Origin of the sequence: Methylocystis heyeri (assembly GCF_004802635.2) — a bacterium.
Lineage (GTDB): Bacteria > Pseudomonadota > Alphaproteobacteria > Rhizobiales > Beijerinckiaceae > Methylocystis > Methylocystis heyeri.
Map to the genome: position 1 here is coordinate 1,016,856 of NZ_CP046052.1, position 17,562 is coordinate 1,034,417.

The window sequence follows — 17,562 nt, forward strand, 5'->3', positions numbered from 1 at the left end:
CCTCGCGCGCTTTTCGATTCGAAAATCCGGCGCTTTGTTTATTGCCCCGATTCAAGCTGCTTTGGCTTCCACTTGCCGGAACGAACGTTAAAAGTCGACCCCCGCCGCCGCGGAGCTGGCGTAATGCGATGAATCGGGACGCCAAACCCGAACGGAAGGTTCGAGCGACGGGAAATCGCGCCGACAACAGGGTTGGAGCGCAACTTTATCGCAAAAACATGTCGAACCGGCGGGAATCCGCCGGTTTCGGTCAGCGGACCTAAGCGCCGGCAGGTCAATCCATTTCTCGGGCGCGAGACGGGCCTTCGCAGCGGCTTGGGAAAGGTCTATAGTGAATCAAGCGTAAAATTTTGCGGCTCAATCGGGCGGGAATCTTGACCAACATCGATGAGAGCGTACGCGGTCGCGCCGTTTCGGCGGAGACCGTCAGAACCGGCGCAAGCGCAGTCAGAGACAAGCGGCTGGCGGCGGCGGGCGCGGAGCCGTCGCCCGTTCCGGCGGCTGCGCCCTCTCCTGCCGACAAGCGCGTGGAAAGCCTCGCGAGGGCGCTGACCCGCGCCCGAATCGAAAACGCGGAACAATCCACCGTGCTGGCGGATCTGCGGGGAGCCGAAATCGCCCGGCTGGAGATCCTGCGCGAGCAGCTCGCGCCCGTCGTCGCCCAATTGCCGCAGGACTGCGACCTGTTCGATTTCGCCATCTCGCCCGGCGAGAGGCCGCGCCTTTTCATCGACCATATCGGCTTCGTCGAGATGGGCCGCGATCGCCGCAGTTATCGCTTTCTGCAGGATACGCGCCATGGCCGCATCGTGATCTGCGAAAGCGACAAGACCGACACGCTCATCGAGGCGATCACCGCCTATATCGCCCATCGCCTGATCGAGCGCGAGAAGGCGCTGGCGGTGGATTACGCCAGCGGCGGGGCGGCTCCGGCGAGCGCGGCGCGGGCCGCGGCGCGGGTCGACCAATCCGTCGCCCCTGCCCCCGTCCCTGTCGCGACGGGCGGCTCGGCTTTCCGGCTGCGCGCAATGCAGCTGTTCCTGTTCGTGGTCGAACTGCTGGGATCGGCGACGTTTTTCGGCTTGCTGGCGCTTTTGGCGGTCTGGGCCTATCGCAATCTGACCGGTCGCTGAAGCCCGGCGCGGATCCATTCGCGCGAGATCAAAAACGACTGGGCGACGGAATGCGCTCTACAGGCTCAGCGATCCCTGGTTTACGATCGCGCTTTCTTCCCTGTCGAAACCTCGCGTCTGCAGCCTCACGCTGACGCCCTCGCCCTCCCGCGAGATTCGATAGAGATTATAGGCAGCGCCGGGATAATGGCTCCCCGGGCGCGCCGAAGCCGAGGCGACGCCGACCACCGGAGTTTTGCTCCCCTGCGGTCCGGGCAGATAATGCACGCTCTGCCGGTGGTTGTGTCCGTGCAGGACGAGCTCGGCGCCCTCGCGCGCGATAATGCCCTCGAAAGCCGAGGCGTCTTCCAGCCCGCGAAGCGCCCTCGCGCCTCCGCGATGGGGCGGGTGATGCAGTAGCACCACCCGGGCGAGGCCTTCTTCCCTGGTCTGCCGCAAAAGCTTTTCCAATCTGGCGCATTGCTCGGTCCCGAGCCTCCCCGAGGCGACGAAGGGGGCTGTCGGCACGCCCGATGAAAGCCCGATCAGCGCAATCTTGTCCCTGCGCCGCAGAAAAGGGAAAGCGGACGAGCCGTCGTCGCCGGTCGTCCAGGGCGCGAAGGTGCGCGCAAGCGCCGGCATCGAGGTTGGAACATAGGCGTCGTGGTTTCCCGGCGAGAAGCTCACCGCCTCGGGATGTCCGAGCCGGGCCAGCCACTGACGCGCCAGCGCGATTTCGGCGTTGAGGCCGATGTTCACGATGTCTCCGGTCATGGCGACATGGTCCGGGCGCTGCGCGAGCAAATCGTCGACCAGTCGGCCGAGCAGCTCCATATCGTGCTGGGCCGCGCGCTTGCGCAGCCAGTTCACATAGCCGGTAACGCGTTTTCCGATCAGTTCCGCGAGATTGGGCCGCGGAACGGGGCCGATATGGGCGTCGGAGAGATGGGCGAGCAGAAAGGACAAAAGGTCAGGCCCCCCCGATCAGCACGCCGGCGGCGAGCACGACGATTCCGCCGAGCACGATCTGGAAAACCGCCTGAAGGAAAGGCGTGTCCATATAGCGCGCGCGGACCCACGCGATGGCCCAGAGCTCGAAGAACACCACGATGGAGGCGATTCCGGTGGCGATCTGGAAATGATTGGGAAGCGAATCGGGAACGAGATAGGGAAGCGAATGGCCGAGCCCTCCGAGCGCCGTCATCAATCCGCACACGCCGCCGCGCAGATAGGGCGAGCCGCGGCCGGTGAGGGAGCCGTCGTCGGACAGGGCCTCGGCGAAGCCCATGCTGATCCCCGCGCCGATCGAGGCGGCGAGGCCGACGAGAAAGGTCTGGAAGTTGTTCTGGGTGGCGAAAGCCGCCGCAAACAAGGGCGCGAGGGTCGACACCGACCCGTCCATGAGCCCTGCGAGGCCGGGCTGCACATATTGCAGCACGAACATGCGGTGGCGGGTCGCCTCCTCCTCCTCCACGGCGGTTCTCGTCAGCGTCGCGGCGCCTATCCGCTCGGCGATCTTTTCATGTCCGCTTTCCATCGCCGCGAGATCGCCGAGGAGCTTCCTCACCCCGACATCGGTGGTGAAGTCTCGCGCTTTCTCATAGAAGCGGCGGCTCTCGAACTCCATCGTTTCGGCCTGTTTTCGGATGGTGTCGAGCGGAAGGTTGCGGGTCAGCCACACCGGCCGGCGGCGCAAAAAGCCTTTGACGTCCTCGCGCCGGATCGGCGGCAGATGCTCGCCGAACCGCTTGCGATATTCCTCGAGCAGCAGATGGCGATGACGGGTTTCCTCCTGCGACATCTGCTCGAAGAGCTTCGCCGAAGCGGGGTAGCGCTCGGCGAGGTCTTCGGCGAAACTCATGTAAATGCGGCCGTCCTCCTCCTCGGAGGTGATGGCTAGAGCGAGAATTTCACGTTCGCTGAGTTCCGAGAAGGCTTTCACGTTACCTTAGCTCCAGGCGGGCGGGGACAACGAGCAGGCGTTTTTGTAAAGCGCCCGCGAGGTTTTTGCCATAGATTGCGGCGAGATCAACTTTGGCGTGAGCATTATGGAAAATACGGAAGGGTTGCGGTCCCGGTTCGTCACCCGGTTCATAACGCTAGGGGGCCTGCTTGCGCGCCCGATGACGCTCGGCGTGCGGGGACTCGTCGTCGACGAGCAGGGTCGCGCGCTGCTGGTTAGGCATACTTATGTGGAGGGCTATTATCTTCCCGGCGGGGGCGTCGAGCCCGGAGAGACGCTGGAAGAGGCCTTGACGCGGGAGTTGATGGAAGAGGGCAATGTGCTGCTGGAGCAGCCCGCCGCCCTGCATAAGGTCTATCTCAACCGCTCGGCTTCCCCGCGCGACCATGTGGCTCTTTTCGTCATCCGGCAGTTTCGCCAGACCGGGCCCTATGTTCCCAATCGCGAGATCGCTGAGGCGGCGTTCTTCCCGCTGGACGCTCTGCCGGACGGGGCCACCAATGCGACGAGGGCGAGGCTCAACGAGATACTCCAGGGCGGCCCCACGTCTCCCTATTGGTGAATTTCGGCGGGCCCGATCGGCCGTTCGGGGCGCGTCACGCCAGCTTCGCATGGCGATCATAGATACGCTGGCGCTGAATTGAATAAAAATCCCAACGGAGCCCCTATGCGACCTTTCAGACTGCTTGGTTTTGCAGCCGCCCTTTTCGCGCTCGCCGCCGCCTTCCCGGCCAAGGCCAACGAAAACCGCGGCTTGATCGATCACGTCTTCGTCATCGTGCTCGAGAACGAAGGTTACGACGTCACTTTCGGACCGGGTTCGAAGGCGCCCTATCTTTCGACGGTGTTGCCGACCCGCGGCGTGCTGCTCTCGCAGTATTACGGCACGGGCCACTTCAGCCTCGACAATTACATCGCCATGGTCAGCGGCCAGGCGGCGACGCCCGAGACCCGCAACGACTGCGCGAAATACGCCGATTTCAACGTGACCGGCGCGACGCCGGACGGTCAGGTGATCGGCTCGGGCTGCGTCTATCCCGCCTCCGTCAAGACCATCGCCGATCAGCTGATGGCGAGGCACAAGACCTGGCGCGCCTATATGGGCGACATGGGGGCCGATCCGGCCCGCGAATCCGCGACCTGCGGCCATCCCCAGATCAATTCGACCGATCTGACCCAGACCGCCGAAGCGCCCTCCAGTTCTCTTCCCCATGGCGATTCCTATGCGACGCGCCATAACCCGTTCATGTATTTTCATTCGGTCATCGACCGGACCGACATCTGCAACGCCAATGTCGTGAACCTCGACCTGCTGGCGAACGATCTCAAGTCCGAGGCGACCACGCCGAACTTCGCCTTCATCACCCCCAGCCTCTGCGACGACGGCCATGACGCGCCCTGCGTCGACGGACGCCCCGGCGGGCTCGTCTCGGCCGACGCCTTCCTGAAGCAGTGGGTCCCGGTCATCGTCAATTCGCCCGCGTTCAGGCACGGCCTGCTTGCGATCATCTTCGACGAAAGCGGCGCTTCCTCGATCTCCCAGAGCGGCGGAAACACCGTCGTCACCTTCAAGGGAGACACATGCTGCAATCAGCAGCCCGGACCCAATCTCGGCTCCTTCCCGCAGACCGTGACGCTGGGCTCGTACAATCTGACCGTGCAGAATTTCGGCGGCGATCGCACCGGCGCGGTGCTGCTGTCGCCCTTTCTGAAGCCCGGAACCGTTTCCAATACTTTCTTCAACCATTATTCGCTGTTGAAGACGGTCGAGGATATTTTCGGCGTCGAAGATCATCTCGGCTATGCCGGCCAGCAGGGGCTTCTCGGCTTCTTCGGCTGCGCTTCCTCCGATATTGCGCTCGGCGGCTCGGACCGTCACGACGTCGTTCGGCCTGAAGCCCTGGATAATGCTCCCAACGGGCTGAAATCCTGCCGCTGAGGCGGCGTCCTTCCCAGACTATTGAAACCGTCAGGCTCTGCGGCCGCGCATGATCGGCCGCAGAGCGCCCCGGGCCGCCCCATGAGCGTTGCGCGCTCCCCCCGATTCCCCTGTGGCCTCAGGGCGATCGGGTGGAGGACGGAATCTTTCGATGTGGGGCGAATACCTGCCCGTGGCGGGGAGGTCGATCGGCGCAGCCGATCGGGTGGGGGTAAAAGGCGCAAAAGAGGGCGGAAAACCACCCCACCCCGCCGCTTCGCGGCGACCCTCCTCCTCGAGGGTAGGGTAATAGCGCTTCCCCGGTTGCCCTGCCCGTGGCCCCCTCGACGCTTTGCGCTTTGCTTCGCGCATGCTATCGCGCGTCGATGATCAATCTCGCCTTGCGTTTCGCGCCGCTGTCTCCGGCCGACGAAGTCGCCATCGAAAAGCTCGATGAGCGCGCCTTCGGGCCGGGGCGCTTTGCGCGCACGGCCTATCGCCTCAGGGAGGGCGTCCCGCCCGACCTCTCGCTGTCCTTCGTCGCGAGGGTGGGCACGTTGCTCGTAGGCGCGAACCGAATGACGCCGATCCTCGTCGGCGCGTCCCCCGCCCTGCTGCTCGGCCCGCTGACGGTCGAACCGGCCTTCCGCTCGCAGGGAGTCGGCGAAGCGCTCATGAAGAAATCGCTCGACGCCGCGCGCGCCGCGGGGCATTCGCTGGCGCTTCTGGTCGGCGACGAGGAATATTACGCCCGCGTCGGTTTCAAGCGCGCGCCGCGCGGAAAGGTGATCATGCCCGGGCCGGTGGACCCGGACCGCCTGCTCTATTGCGAATTGCGCGAGGGAGCTTTTGAAAACATCAGCGGGAAAATGCGGCGGGTTTAACCGCACGCGAACCGTAGCGACGGAAACCCGCCTTGCCGAGAAACTCAATGTCACTGTTGTCCCGATACGACGCCCTCGCGGCGGCGAGCCTGATCGAGCGCGATCAGGCGCAGCTTTCCGCGCTGCGGCCGCTCGACCGTCTGGCCAAGGAACTCGCGCGTCCGGCTCCTTTTCGCGCCGCGCTGGGCGTCATGTCCCTGTTTCGGAGCAAAGCTCCCGCAAAGGCGCCGCGGGGCGTCTACCTTTGGGGCCATGTCGGTCGCGGCAAGACGACCCTGATGGATCTCTTTTTCGAATCCGCTCCGACGCCGGGCAAGCGGCGCGTGCATTTCCACTCCTTCATGCAAGAGGTTCACGACAGGCTCCATCGCGCCCGGCGCGAGAGCGACGGCGGGGAAGATCCTGTGACCAGGGTCGCGAAGGACCTCGTGGCCGAAGCAAAGCTTCTGTGTTTCGACGAGTTTTCGGTTACGGACATCGCAGATGCGATGATATTGGCGCGCTTGTTCTCGACGCTGTTTTCCGCTGGCGTCGTCGTCGTCGCCACTTCGAACGTCGAGCCCGAGCGCCTCTACGAGGGAGGCCGCAACCGGGATTTGTTCCTGCCCTTCATCGACCTTCTGCTCGAGCGGACGGAGGTGGTCCATCTCGACGCCCGCGCCGATTTCCGGATGGAAAAGCAACCGGTCGAGGAGGTCTTCTTCAAGGTCGGGGACCAGAAATCCAGAGCCGCGGCCGAGGCGCTGTTTCGAAGCTACATGGGCGCGGAGGCCGTCGAGCTGCATCTTCTCGTGAAAGGACGCTCCGTGCGGGTTCCGCAGGCGAGCGGCCGCAACGCGCGTTTCCGCTTTTCCGAAATCTGCGGGCAGGCCCTCGGCGCGTCCGACTATCTGGCGCTTTGCCGGAACTTCGACACCATGATCGTCGAGGACGTGCCCACGATGAATTTCGACCGCCGCAACGAGGCCAAGCGGTTCATCATTCTGGTCGATGTGCTCTATGACGCCAAGGCGAGACTGATCCTCAGCGCCGAAGCCGACGCGCAAGACCTCTACGCCGCGGCCAAGGGGATGGAAGCGCAGGAGTTTCCCCGCACGGTATCCCGGCTGATCGAAATGCGGTCTCAGCAGTATCTGGCGGAGTGGCAGGCGCGCCACCGCTAGAGCGTTTCGAGCCGAAGTGGATGCCGGTTCGGCGTGGGAAGCGCGTTAAAACAAAAGCTTAGTGTCTTTTCATTTCGAACGCCTCCATTCGAGCCAGGGGAAATCCCAACGAAAGGCGCAAAATGGGGTTGAAAACCACCCCCCCCGCTTTGCGGCGGCGCAGGGTGACTTTCCCGGGCTGTTTTGCGGAAGCGCCATCGCTTATAGGTCGGAGCCGCGCGGACTACGCGCCGGATTTTTTTGCGGAGCGAGCCATGGACGCAGTTTCTTCGGAGAACTTAGCCTCGGCTCCCTGCCGCGCCGCGCCGGCGGCGGCGGAACTCGTCGTGGCCAAGACGACGCGGCGACTGCTGCCTTTTCTGGTCGCTTGTTTCTTCGTCGCCTATCTCGACCGCGTGAACATCGGCTTCGCCGCGCTGACGATGAACAAGGAACTCGGGTTTTCGCCGACCGTCTATGGCTGGGGCGCCGGCGTTTTCTTTTTCGGCTACTGCCTGCTGGAGGCGCCGAGCAACGTCATTCTCGAGCGCGTCGGGGCGCGGCTCTGGATCGCCCGCATCATGGTGAGCTGGGGAATCATCTCCGCAGCCATGGGGCTGGTGTGGAACGACGCCAGCTTCCTGGCGCTGCGGTTTTTGCTCGGCGCCGCCGAGGCGGGCTTTTCTCCCGGCGTCATTCTCTACCTCACCTATTGGCTTCCGGCGCCCTATCGCGCCCGCGGCTTCGGCATGTTTCTGCTGGCGTTGCCTCTCGCGACGGCGATCGGGGCTCCGCTTTCCGGCCTGGTGCTTTCGACGATGGACGGCGTAGCCGGCGCCAGCGCCTGGCGTTGGCTGTTCTTCATCGAGGCGGCGCCGGCGATCCTGCTCGGCGTCGCGGCCTATTTCTACCTCACCGACAAGCCGCAGGATGCGGGCTGGCTCGATCCGCAGGAGCGGAACCTGCTGCAGGGCCTGCTGGAAAACGAGAAACCGCACGACGCCGGGAAACATGAGTCCCTTTGGCGAATGCTCCTCGATGCGACGACAGTTCGGTTGGGGCTGATCTATTTCGGCGTGGTGGCGGCTCTCTACGGGCTCGGCTTCTGGCTGCCGCAGATCGTCAGCGGTTTCGGCTACGATCCGGTCGGCGCCGGAATGGTGACCGCCCTGCCCTATGTCTGCGGCGGCGTCGCCATGGCGCTGTGGAGCCGCCGTTCGGACCGGCGCGGCGAAAGGATATTGCACACCGCTTCCGCGGCCGTGCTGGCCGCAGCCGGACTGGCGGCGGCGGCCTTCTTCAAGACGCCTCTGCCTGCGATCGTCGCTCTTACGACGGCGTCGGTCGGAACGCTGGCGGCGATGCCCCCGTTCTGGACTCTCCCGCCCGCCCTCCTGCGGGGAAGCGCCGCCGCGATAGGCATTGCGATGGTCAATTCCATCGGCAATCTGGCCGGCTTTTTTGGGCCCTATCTGGTCGGCTGGATCAAGGAGACGACCGGAGAATTCTCCTATGCGCTGCTCGCCCTTTCCGCAGCGCCGTTGATCTCGGCGGCCATGCTGATCGCAATGCGGCGCGACGGCGGGCGGCCGAAGGGGCGTTGAGGAACGCCTACCGCCGCCGCCGCTCCCATTTATGGGACCAGCGCATGCGGGCGGCGCGAACCGATTGGGTGAACTCGGTTCGCGGCAGGCTGAAGCGATCATTGGCCAGCAGCGCCATGAAGCGTTCGGAAATTTCGAAAATCAAAAGATCGGGCTTGGCGCGCTTGACCAGCTCCCAATCTATGTTCGCCGACCACACGAATTCGAGTTCCCTCACCGTCTCCGCCAGCAGACCGGTCAGGAGATGGGTGCGCGGCGTCGAGAAGGAATCTCCGAACAGCATCGCCCTTTGAAAGTTGGCGGCGGTCGGATTGATGAATTTGGCGTGGGCTCCGACATGAATGGCCGCGCCATATTCGTGCTGTTCCAGGAAATGGGCGATCTGATTGGCGTAAATGCGAATAGCGTCGCGCGCCCACTCTCGTTCCTCGATGGTCTCCCAGCGCGGCGGTTCGAGCTTGCCGCCGAGATCCATCACCGCCTGGAAACGGCGGCTCGGCCGGCTGTCGAGGTCGGACGCGGGGGTAAGCCCGAGAGCCCGGCATAATTCAAGATAGCCCAGCAGGCAGCCTTCGATATTCCAATGGGTGTCGGTTCGCCAGAACAGGTCCTGCGAACCGGCTCTGGCGCGCATCGGCTCGACGAGATCGACGAAGAGTTCCGCCGCCGGCGTGTTGGAGAGCATTTCGCGCAGGCGGATAGCAGGCGCGAGTTCCGGGTCCACCAGCCGCGTCGTCTGCTTGTCGCCGTAGATCGTCAGCTTTTCGGGCACGATCATATGAGCGTATCTGACGCCCAGCGCCTCGGCCCGCTCCACGCGGCGCAGGATCAGATCGCGCCATTGCCGCAGTTTTACGTCGGGCAGCCCGCCGCCTTCGCGCTGATACAGCGTCGTGACGAAATTGGTGCCGCCGGTGAGGAAAAGCCAGCCGTCGAGGCCTTCGTGGACCAGAAGTTGGGGTGCAATCATGTCTTAAGCCCGCTTGCGGCCGATCAGGATGGTCGCCGCCGCAAGCTCGAACTGCTTGGCCATCGGCAATTCCTGCGCCCAGGGCTTTTGCAGCAGAGCGGCGGGATGGGCGATGAGGTCGCCGACGCGCTGACGCAGGAAGTCCTTCCGCGCCTTGGGCGGCAAAGCATTGGCCCATTCGCGCAGCTGCCAGGCGATCGCCCAGACCGGATGGGTGGGCGGCGTCACTTCCTGACGCTCTATGGCGACATAGGGCTCGAACAGCGTCCGCAGCCCCTCATGCGTCATGTTGAAATAGTGATGCGGATAGCCGTGCAGGGGCTGAAGAAAGGGAACGCAGCATTTCAGCCATCCGCCCGGCTTCAGCACGCGCGCGAGTTCGCGGGCGCAGCGGAACGGGTCTTTCACATGTTCCAGCACCGCGATCGAGATCACGCCCTCGAAGGAATTGTCGCGGAAGGGCAATTCCTCCGCGACCCCCAGAACGTCGGTGGTGGCGTAATCCACCACCTCGTAATTGACGACATTGGGGTAATAGATCGGCCGGTTGCCGGCACCGACGTCGAGGACGAGCCCCTCCCCGGCCGACTGGATCAGGCGCTCGGTTTCGTCGTCATAGCCGTTTTCGCTTACCCCGTCCTGGCCTGAGAGATCATAGGTCCGGACCAGCTCGGAGGTGAGATAGACCGCCCGCCCCTGCGCGTCCTGCTCCAGCGGCGGACGCGACAGCAGGGGCGCGAGCCGGCGCATCTTGTCGGCCCTGGCGGCCGGAATGGCCTGCGCCGCCAATTGGCGGCGGGAAACGGGCACATATTGGCGGCGCCCTTCCGTCCGGCCGAACTTCTTGAAATGCGCCCAGCCCGATTTGAGCTTGCGCGCCGCAACGACGGCGGCGACGTCGGGATTGGCGAGGAGATAGCCCTCTTCGTCGAAAGTCTCGTCTGTCGGCGTTTCCTGGAGATGGATCACCTGCACGCGAGCCTCGTCGAAAAAGGGGAAGTTGGCCAAGAGGCTCCTCTATAGCCATATCGGCGCGCGAGATGAAGCGGGCGCTACGATGATTGGGGCCAAGCCGGACCGTGCGACGTCGTCTTCGAACCGGCATTTTTTATACTCGCCAACCGCCGCGATTGCGCCCGCCCTACCTCCGCCCTTCCCAGGTCCAGGCCAGCAAAATCACGCTGAGCAGCAGGAGCAGCGGCGCGAGACCGAGGCCGAGCGGCGAGGTCTCCACCCCCTTGAGCGCGCTGGCTTCGCCTTTTTTCACCCCGATCCAATCGGCGCCGCCGAACATATTGGCGTCGCGCAACTCCACGAGCCGCGGAAGCGAGACCTCCCCGCCCGAGGGCGCGAGCCGCCGCACCGTGCCGCCGGTGGCTTCGGCCAGCGGCCTCAGTTTTTCGGTGGTGGAGGCGATTTCGCGGAATTCCCGCGGGTTCTCCGGCCCGACATTGACCAGCGCGGAAAGACCGCCGCTTTCAAAACGATAAAGGCCGGTTTCCCGGGCGGCGTAGCTCGCGCGCGCAAGGCCGGGCTCCTGCGCCTCCATGGCGATTGTCTGGCGCCCGCCCGACGGCGTCACGACCGACACGGGAGGGCTCGCCTCGCCGAGACTCTGGCGCTCGACCACGATGTCATGGCCGTGCGCGGAGGCGCGCAGCGCTTCTTCCTCGAGGTCGGGCTCCTTCATCAGCCAATGGGCGAGGCGGCGCATCAGGTCGACATGGGGCCCGCCTCCTTCATAGCCGCGCGCCCACAGCCATATCTGGTCGGTGAGCAGAAGGGCGACGCGGCCCTTCCCCTGATGGGAGAGCACGAGCAGCGGCTTGTCGTTCGCGCCCGAAAGAAGGGAGTTCCCTTTCACTACGCTCGCATTGACCTGGCGGAACCATTCTCCCCAGGCCGGCGGCGTCGCCTGCGAGCCTTCGAGGCCTCGGGTCACGGGATGTTTCTCGCCGTCCTTGCTCACCCGGGCGCGAAAGGCCTGTTCATAGAGCGAGCCGCTCGGGCGCGCGGGCAGAATGTTGGTGAGCGGCGAATAGTACAGGCCTCCCAATCCCGCGTAATCCGGCCCCACCGCCGCGAGAAAGGCCCCGCCGTTCTCGACGAAATTGGCGATATTGTCGAAATAGACGCTGGGGAGCAGAGTCTGGTTGGAGTAGCGGTCGAAGATGATCAGGTCGAAATCGTTGATCTTGCGGCTGAAGAGATCAGCTGTCGGAAAGGCGATCAGCGACAGTTCCGAAGCGGCGGCGCCGTCGACCTTCTCCGGCGGGCGCAGAATGGTGAAATGCACCAGTTCGACATTGGCGTCGGCGCGCAGCAGATTGCGCCAGCTTCGCTCGCCCGGATGCGGCTCGCCGGAAACCAGCAGCACTTTCAGGCGGTCGCGCACGCCCTCGATAACCACCACCGCCTTGTTGTCGACGTCGGTGAGTTCGCCCTCGACGGCCGGCGTGTCCACTTCCACGACATTGGGGCCGCCGTGCTCGATATGCACCGGAATGTCGACGGTTTCGCCGGGCGCGGCGCGTTGCGCGGCCGCTGTTTCGCCGTCGCGTTTGACCTCGATGAGCGCGGGGCCATAGCCTGCGCCGGAGTCGACCACCCTCACGCGCAGGATCTGGTCCTTGCCGACGACGCCGAAGCGCGGGGCCTCGACGAGCTCGATGCGACGGTCCCTCTCCTTTTCCTCGCCCGTGACGAGGGCGTGCACCGGAGCCTTGAAGCCGAGCGCCGCGGCCTGCGACGGGATATCGTGAACCACGCCGTCCGTGACCATGATGGCCGCGCCGACGCGCTCCGGCGGGACGTCCTTGAGCGCCTCGGCCAGGGCCGAAAAAAGCAGGGTGCCGTCGGCGCCGGTTCCCACCGTCACGAAGCGGGGTTCGATGTCGGGGAATTTCTTGAACGCTTCTTCGAGGCCCTTGCGCGCGTCCTCGACCTGCTGGTTGCGCTTTCCGATGCTCTGGCTCTCGCTGTGGTCCAGGACCATGGCGACCACCGATTTTTCCGGTTCGCGCTCCTCGCGCACCACGGCGGGGTCGGTCAAAGCCAGAAGCAGCAGCGCCAGCGCCGCGGCGCGAAACCACGCTCCTCTCTGTCCAGCGCGAAGGGCGACGGCCAGCAGCGCGACAGCCGCCGCCGTGAGCAGCGCCAGCGTCGGCCAGGGCAGCAGAGGCGAGAAGGTGAGTTGAAGATCGTTCATGTCCGCCTATTGGCCCAGACGCTGCAAGAGATCGCGGACGTGAACCTGATCGGATTTGTAGTTGCCCGTCAGCGTATACATCACGAGGTTGACGCCCCCGCGCAGCGACAGCTCCCGCTGGCGCGCGCCGCCCGGCGTCAGCGGATACAGCGGCTGCCCCGCCTTGTCCTGCGCCCAGCCTGCCGCAAGATCGTTGGAGGTAATCACGACGGCCGAGACATTGTCGGTCGCCCGAACCGGCCGCGCCGCGCCGCCGGGAGGATCCGGAGGCAGAGCCTCGACCCAGGTGTCGCCATTGGCGTAGCGCCCGATGAAGCCGTCCAGCAGATAAAAGGTCTTGGTGATCACATGGTCGCGGGGCGCGACCTCCAGCGGGGGCAGATCGAGCCCCCTGGCCATCTCCCTGAGCCAGAGGGTCTCGGGCGTGGGAGAGGCGTTGGCGCGGGCGAGCAGCGCGTCGCGGGTGTCGAACACGACCGTTCCGCCCTGCCTCATATAGGCGGCGACGCGCGCCACCGTCCTGGCGTCGGGCTGGAGCGCGGCGGCGTTTATGGGCCAGTACAGCATCGGGAAAAAGGCGAGTTCGTCGCGCGAGACGTCGACGCCCATCGGCTCTCCGGGGGAGAATGAAGTGCGCTGATCGAGCACCCGAGAAAGCGCCTCCAGCCCGAGCCGGCTGGTTTCGTCGATGCGCTGGTCGCCCGTAACCACATAGGCGAGCCGGGTTTTTAGGGCTGCTTCGCGGTCGCGCTGGGCGCTGGCGGATTTCTGCGGCTCGGCCGCCCGCGCCTGCGGGGCCGGCCCCGCCAGGATCGCGCAAAGGGCGAGGACGAGCGCGGCGGCGGCGGGGCGCAGACGGCCCGAAAGCCGCAGCAGCGCCAGCCAATCGACCAGAAGAAAGATAAAGATCAGCCCCAGCAGGGCGGGACGCAGGTCGCGTGCGCCGCCGCCGGTCTCCAGCGAGCGGGAGACGAGGCCCTGCGCGCTGAAATCCAGAGCATTCAAGGAGTCGTCCGTCGCAACCGTCTGAAGCGCGATTGCGTTTCCCGCTGTTCCGTAGAAGCCGGGCGGATGTTCGCTGTCGGCGCGGCCGTGAAAATCGGGGCTTATCGGCTTCGCCGTCGGCCCGGGCGCGCCCAGCACGCCGAAACCGTCGAGCGTGCGCAGAGGCGCAAGCGCGGGCTGGTCGCCGGATTTCTCGCCGCCGGACTGGGCCGCTGCTTCGCCGGACAGCGCGCAGAGGCGCTGCAGCATCTCCATGAACAGGCCGGAAATAGGCAGGTTCGACCATGTCATGTCGGCGCTGACATGAAACAGCACGATCAGGCCCTTGCCTCTTCGCTCGAATGTCACCAGCGGCGTTCCGTCGGCGAGCCGCGCCCAGGTCTGGGCCGAAAGTCCCGGGTCCGGCTCGGCGAGAAGCTGGCGCGTCACCGTGATCTCGGCCGGCGCCGGCAGGCCGAAGAAGGGGCTCGAAGGCTCGAATTCGGCGAGGCGCTTGGGCGTTTCCCAGGACATCGCCCCGCCGAGGACGCGGCCGTTGCGCCTCAGCCTCACCGGGGTGAGATCGTCATTGGCGTTGGCGAGGCGAGGCCCCGCGAAACGGATGAGAACCCCGCCCTGTTCGACAAAAGCGCTCGCCGCCTCGGCAGCGTCGCCGGGCGCGACATTGACGTCGGCGAGCACGAGCACATTGGGGCGCTCGCTGAGCGCCGCCAGAACGGGGTCGGTTCCGGCGGCGGGTGGACTGGAGAGCTGTGCGAAAGGGGCCAGCGCCTTGGCGAGATAATGATCCGCGGAGAGCAGTGGCTGCGGCGATTGCTCGGCGGCCCCGCTCACGACGGCGACGCGTCGCACCCGCGCGCGGGCATCCAGCAGGCCGACGGCGCCGGCCGAGTTTTCCTCCGTTATGCGCAGCAGGCTCGCATCGTTGCGCAGCTCGACCGGAAGGTCGAACTTCACGGAAGTCTTGCCGCTGGAGGCCTCGAAAGAGAAAGGCGCCGTCGCAATGACGCGCCCTTTCTCGTCGAGCGCCTCGACGGAGCCGTTCGCTTTCGGACCCGCGCGCAGCACGGCGGCTTCGAGGCCGCTCGCCTGATTGACGACATTCTGCAGCGCCAGCGTCGCTCTTTCGCCGGCGTAGGTTTCGAGACTCGCCCCGGTCTTGGCCGCCTGGAGCAAGGCTGCGGCGAAGCCGGCGGCTCCGCCCTGCTCCAACCCGTCGCTGATCCATATGATGCGGGCGTTGCGATGTTCACGCACGAAAGCAGCGGCTTGCGCCGCAGCCGGCTCGCGTTCGGGCAGCCACGGCTTGGGGCGCAGCGCGCGCAACTGCTCCGTCGCCTTGGCCGCCTCCATCAGCTGCGGCGCGGCGGCGGCCTGAGAAATCGGCGCCAGCGCAGCCGGGTTTGCGCCGCGGCCGGCCTCGGCCAAGAGCTTCTCGGCGAGGGCGAGACGCTTTTCCCAATCGGGGGCGGCGGCCCAGCCATCGTCGAGAATAAGCAACATCGGCCCCGCGCCGGCCGGGACGGCGGAGGGGTTCCACACCGGACCCGCCAAGGCCAGCGACGCGAGCGCGGCTATGGCGAGGCGCAGCAGCAGCAGCGGCCATGGGGTCTTGGCGGGAGTGCGCTCCTCCGGGATCAGTCCGCGCAGCAGCCTCACCGGCGGAAAATAGACTTCCCGCGGCGACGGCGGCGTTACCCGGAGCAGCCAGTAGATCGCGGGGAGCGCAGCTAAGCCGAGCAGCGCGAGGGGCGCCGCGAAGGTGAAGCCCGTCATCGCGTCTCCATCCCTTCGCTGAGGCCCATCAACATGGAAAGCGCCGCTTCCGCCGCCGGGCGGTCGGTGTGGTGCCGCAGGAATAAAAAGCCGGCGTGCTCCGCCGCCGTGCGCAAAGCCGCTTCATGTTCGGCGAGCCGCTCGGCATAGGCCGCCCGCAGGCTCGCGGCTTCCCCCGCATGGAAGGAGGCGCCGCCGTCGGTGTCGCGAAACAGGGTTTCGCCCGAAAAGGGAAAGCTCTCCTCGGCGGGATCGAGCGTCATGAGCAGCGCGCCATGGGCGCCGGCGTCCATATATTCCTGCAGCCGGACCGAAAGCGGCTCGATGTCGCAAAGGAAGTCGGAAATCAGAATGAGCCTCGCATGGGGCGGAAGCGGCGCGGCGGGCGGAATGTCCGCCGCGCGGTCGGCCGGCGCCTGCTGGATGAGGGCGTCCGCGAGCCTGTCGATGATGTTGCGCGCGGAAATCGCGGGCGTCAGGCCGAGCGCGCCGACGCGCTCGCCTCCCTGAACCAGCACCTCGGCGGCGGCGAGGCCGATCACCGCGGCGCGGTCGATCTTGAAATCGCCGCCGAGCGAGGATTTGAACGCCATCGAGGCGGAGCCGTCCATCCAGACGAAATAGTTCTGCGCGGCTTCCCATTCACGCTCGCGCACGAACAGCTGATCGCCGCGCGCAGAGCGCCGCCAGTCGACCTTGTAGGCGGCCTCGCCGGCGGCGAAGGGGCGATACTGCCAGAAATCCTCGCCGACGCCGGCGCGACGGCGTCCATGGACGCCATGCGCCACGCTGCTCGCGACTTCATGCGCCTTTGCGATCAGGCGCGGCAAGCGCACCGCGACATCGGCGGCTTCGGCTTCGAAAAAGGTTTCCGAGCGCCGCGTCAGCGGATCGAACCAATGGGTCGTGGCGATCGAGGCCGCCATTTTCTCAATCCAGCCGTTCGATGAGCTTGCTGATCAGGCTTTCGATCGTCATGTCGCGGCGCGCGGCGAAGGTGAGCGCCATGCGGTGGCGAAGCACCGGCGCGGCCAGGGCGGCCACGTCGTCGATCGAGGGCGCCAGCCTGCCGTTGACCAGCGCTCGCGCCCTCGTCGCCAGCATCAGCGCCTGCGCGGCGCGCGGCCCGGCGCCCCAGGAGAGATACGGCGCGATCTTGGGGTCGCCCTCGCCCGGCCGCGCCGCGCGCACGAGATCGAGAATGGCGTCCACGATTTTTTCGCCGACCGGCAGACGGCGCACGAGGCGCTGCACGCTCTGCAATTCGTCGGAGGTGAGGGCCTGGCGCGGCGACGCCTGACGCTCGCCGGTGGTCTCCAGCAATATGCGTCGCTCGCTTTCACGGTCGGGATAAACGACGTCGATCTGCAGCAGGAAGCGGTCGAGCTGCGCCTCTGGCAGCGGATAGGTGCCTTCCTGCTCCAGCGGGTTCTGGGTCGCGAGGACATGGAAGGGACGCGGCAGATCGTGGGAATGGCCCGCGACGCTGACATGATATTCCTGCATCGCCTGCAGCAGGGCCGACTGCGTGCGCGGCGAGGCGCGGTTGATTTCGTCCGCCATCAGCAACTGCGTGAAGATCGGGCCCTGGATGAAGCGAAACGAGCGGGACTTGTCGGCGCCCTCTTCCAGCACCTCGGAGCCGAGAATATCCGCGGGCAAAAGATCGGGCGTGAACTGAACGCGCTTGGTGTCGAGCCCCAGAACCTTGCCCAGCGTCTCGACCAGCTTCGTCTTGGCGAGGCCCGGCACGCCGACGAGGAGGCCGTGGCCGCCCGCGAGCAGCGTGACGAGAGCCTGTTCGACGACTTCCTCCTGCCCGAAAATCACCCCCGCGACAGCCTCCCGCGCGCGGCGGATTTCGTCCAGCGCGCGATCCGCGCTGGCTATGACGGCGGCGTCGAGGGCTATGGGCGTCTGGTCATGGGTCATTTGGGGGACAACTCGGCCTTTGGGGTGAGGCGAAAATATCGGCGATGC

14 protein-coding genes are annotated in these 17,562 nt (G+C 65.8%); 6 read left to right on the forward strand and 8 right to left on the reverse strand.

Going from position 1 to position 17,562, the window contains the following annotated elements:
- Positions 1-374: 374 nt before the first annotated feature.
- On the forward strand, positions 375-1,133 hold the full coding sequence (locus H2LOC_RS04545; protein WP_136495304.1) for a hypothetical protein: 759 nt from the start codon (positions 375-377) through the stop codon (positions 1,131-1,133).
- A gap of 57 nt (positions 1,134-1,190) precedes the next feature.
- Here the strand turns inward: H2LOC_RS04545 and H2LOC_RS04550 are convergent, their stop codons facing one another.
- Together H2LOC_RS04550 and mbfA are read right to left on the reverse strand one after the other, a co-directional pair.
- Positions 1,191-2,078 (reverse strand): metallophosphoesterase family protein, encoded by an 888-nt coding sequence (locus tag H2LOC_RS04550; RefSeq protein WP_136495305.1) that lies wholly within the window; start codon positions 2,076-2,078, stop codon positions 1,191-1,193.
- A gap of 4 nt (positions 2,079-2,082) precedes the next feature.
- Positions 2,083-3,054, reverse strand: coding sequence for an iron exporter MbfA (gene mbfA, locus H2LOC_RS04555; RefSeq protein WP_136495306.1), 972 nt, complete (start codon positions 3,052-3,054; stop codon positions 2,083-2,085).
- Between the two features lie 106 nt (positions 3,055-3,160).
- Between mbfA and H2LOC_RS04560 the strand changes: the two genes are divergently transcribed.
- The 5 genes from H2LOC_RS04560 to H2LOC_RS04580 all read left to right on the forward strand — a co-directional run bounded on the left by H2LOC_RS04560 (position 3,161) and on the right by H2LOC_RS04580 (position 8,623).
- On the forward strand, positions 3,161-3,637 hold the full coding sequence (locus tag H2LOC_RS04560; protein WP_202620522.1) for an NUDIX domain-containing protein: 477 nt from the start codon (positions 3,161-3,163) through the stop codon (positions 3,635-3,637).
- 105 nt (positions 3,638-3,742) lie between these two features.
- Complete coding sequence (locus tag H2LOC_RS04565) at positions 3,743-5,014, forward strand: alkaline phosphatase family protein (protein ID WP_136495307.1); 1,272 nt, start codon at positions 3,743-3,745, stop codon at positions 5,012-5,014.
- Positions 5,015-5,379: 365 nt separating this feature from the next.
- Positions 5,380-5,877 carry a GNAT family N-acetyltransferase gene (locus H2LOC_RS04570; protein WP_136495308.1) on the forward strand — a complete coding sequence of 166 codons (498 nt, stop codon included), beginning with the start codon at positions 5,380-5,382 and terminating at the stop codon, positions 5,875-5,877.
- Positions 5,878-5,924: 47 nt separating this feature from the next.
- Positions 5,925-7,040 (forward strand): cell division protein ZapE, encoded by a 1,116-nt coding sequence (gene zapE / locus H2LOC_RS04575; protein ID WP_136495309.1) that lies wholly within the window; start codon positions 5,925-5,927, stop codon positions 7,038-7,040.
- A 254-nt stretch (positions 7,041-7,294) separates the two neighbouring features.
- Positions 7,295-8,623: an MFS transporter gene (locus H2LOC_RS04580; protein WP_136495310.1), complete on the forward strand. Its 1,329-nt coding sequence runs from the start codon at positions 7,295-7,297 to the stop codon at positions 8,621-8,623.
- 7 nt (positions 8,624-8,630) lie between these two features.
- Here the strand turns inward: H2LOC_RS04580 and H2LOC_RS04585 are convergent, their stop codons facing one another.
- From H2LOC_RS04585 to H2LOC_RS04610, 6 genes are all read right to left on the reverse strand, one after another.
- On the reverse strand, positions 8,631-9,593 hold the full coding sequence (locus H2LOC_RS04585) for an alginate O-acetyltransferase AlgX-related protein (protein WP_136495311.1): 963 nt from the start codon (positions 9,591-9,593) through the stop codon (positions 8,631-8,633).
- A 3-nt stretch (positions 9,594-9,596) separates the two neighbouring features.
- Positions 9,597-10,601, reverse strand: coding sequence for a class I SAM-dependent methyltransferase (locus tag H2LOC_RS04590; protein ID WP_246206983.1), 1,005 nt, complete (start codon positions 10,599-10,601; stop codon positions 9,597-9,599).
- A gap of 133 nt (positions 10,602-10,734) precedes the next feature.
- Positions 10,735-12,801 (reverse strand): hypothetical protein, encoded by a 2,067-nt coding sequence (locus tag H2LOC_RS04595; protein WP_136495312.1) that lies wholly within the window; start codon positions 12,799-12,801, stop codon positions 10,735-10,737.
- A 6-nt stretch (positions 12,802-12,807) separates the two neighbouring features.
- Positions 12,808-15,582, reverse strand: a complete 2,775-nt coding sequence (locus H2LOC_RS04600) for a DUF4159 domain-containing protein (protein WP_136495313.1) — start codon at positions 15,580-15,582, stop codon at positions 12,808-12,810.
- The gene (locus H2LOC_RS04605) at positions 15,579-16,508 is read right to left on the reverse strand and encodes a DUF58 domain-containing protein (RefSeq protein WP_136495314.1); all 930 of its coding nucleotides are present in this window, start codon (positions 16,506-16,508) and stop codon (positions 15,579-15,581) included. Before H2LOC_RS04605 ends, H2LOC_RS04600 begins: the two co-directional genes overlap by 4 nt.
- Before the next feature lie 4 nt (positions 16,509-16,512).
- A complete protein-coding gene (locus H2LOC_RS04610; protein ID WP_136495315.1) occupies positions 16,513-17,514 on the reverse strand; it encodes an AAA family ATPase in 1,002 nt (333 codons plus the stop codon).
- Positions 17,515-17,562: the final 48 nt, after the last annotated feature.

Excerpts from the sequence above, each read along its gene's own strand:
- H2LOC_RS04560 (WP_202620522.1), top strand. The coding sequence starts at position 3,161 with ATGGAAAATACGGAAGGGTTGCGGTCCCGGTTCGTCACCCGGTTCATA.
- H2LOC_RS04565 (WP_136495307.1), top strand. The coding sequence starts at position 3,743 with ATGCGACCTTTCAGACTGCTTGGTTTTGCAGCCGCCCTTTTCGCGCTC.
- H2LOC_RS04570 (WP_136495308.1), top strand. The coding sequence starts at position 5,380 with ATGATCAATCTCGCCTTGCGTTTCGCGCCGCTGTCTCCGGCCGACGAA.
- zapE (WP_136495309.1), top strand. The coding sequence starts at position 5,925 with ATGTCACTGTTGTCCCGATACGACGCCCTCGCGGCGGCGAGCCTGATC.
- H2LOC_RS04580 (WP_136495310.1), top strand. The coding sequence starts at position 7,295 with ATGGACGCAGTTTCTTCGGAGAACTTAGCCTCGGCTCCCTGCCGCGCC.
- H2LOC_RS04585 (WP_136495311.1), bottom strand. The coding sequence starts at position 9,593 with ATGATTGCACCCCAACTTCTGGTCCACGAAGGCCTCGACGGCTGGCTT.
- H2LOC_RS04595 (WP_136495312.1), bottom strand. The coding sequence starts at position 12,801 with ATGAACGATCTTCAACTCACCTTCTCGCCTCTGCTGCCCTGGCCGACG.
- H2LOC_RS04600 (WP_136495313.1), bottom strand. The coding sequence starts at position 15,582 with ATGACGGGCTTCACCTTCGCGGCGCCCCTCGCGCTGCTCGGCTTAGCT.
- H2LOC_RS04605 (WP_136495314.1), bottom strand. The coding sequence starts at position 16,508 with ATGGCGGCCTCGATCGCCACGACCCATTGGTTCGATCCGCTGACGCGG.
- H2LOC_RS04610 (WP_136495315.1), bottom strand. The coding sequence starts at position 17,514 with ATGACCCATGACCAGACGCCCATAGCCCTCGACGCCGCCGTCATAGCC.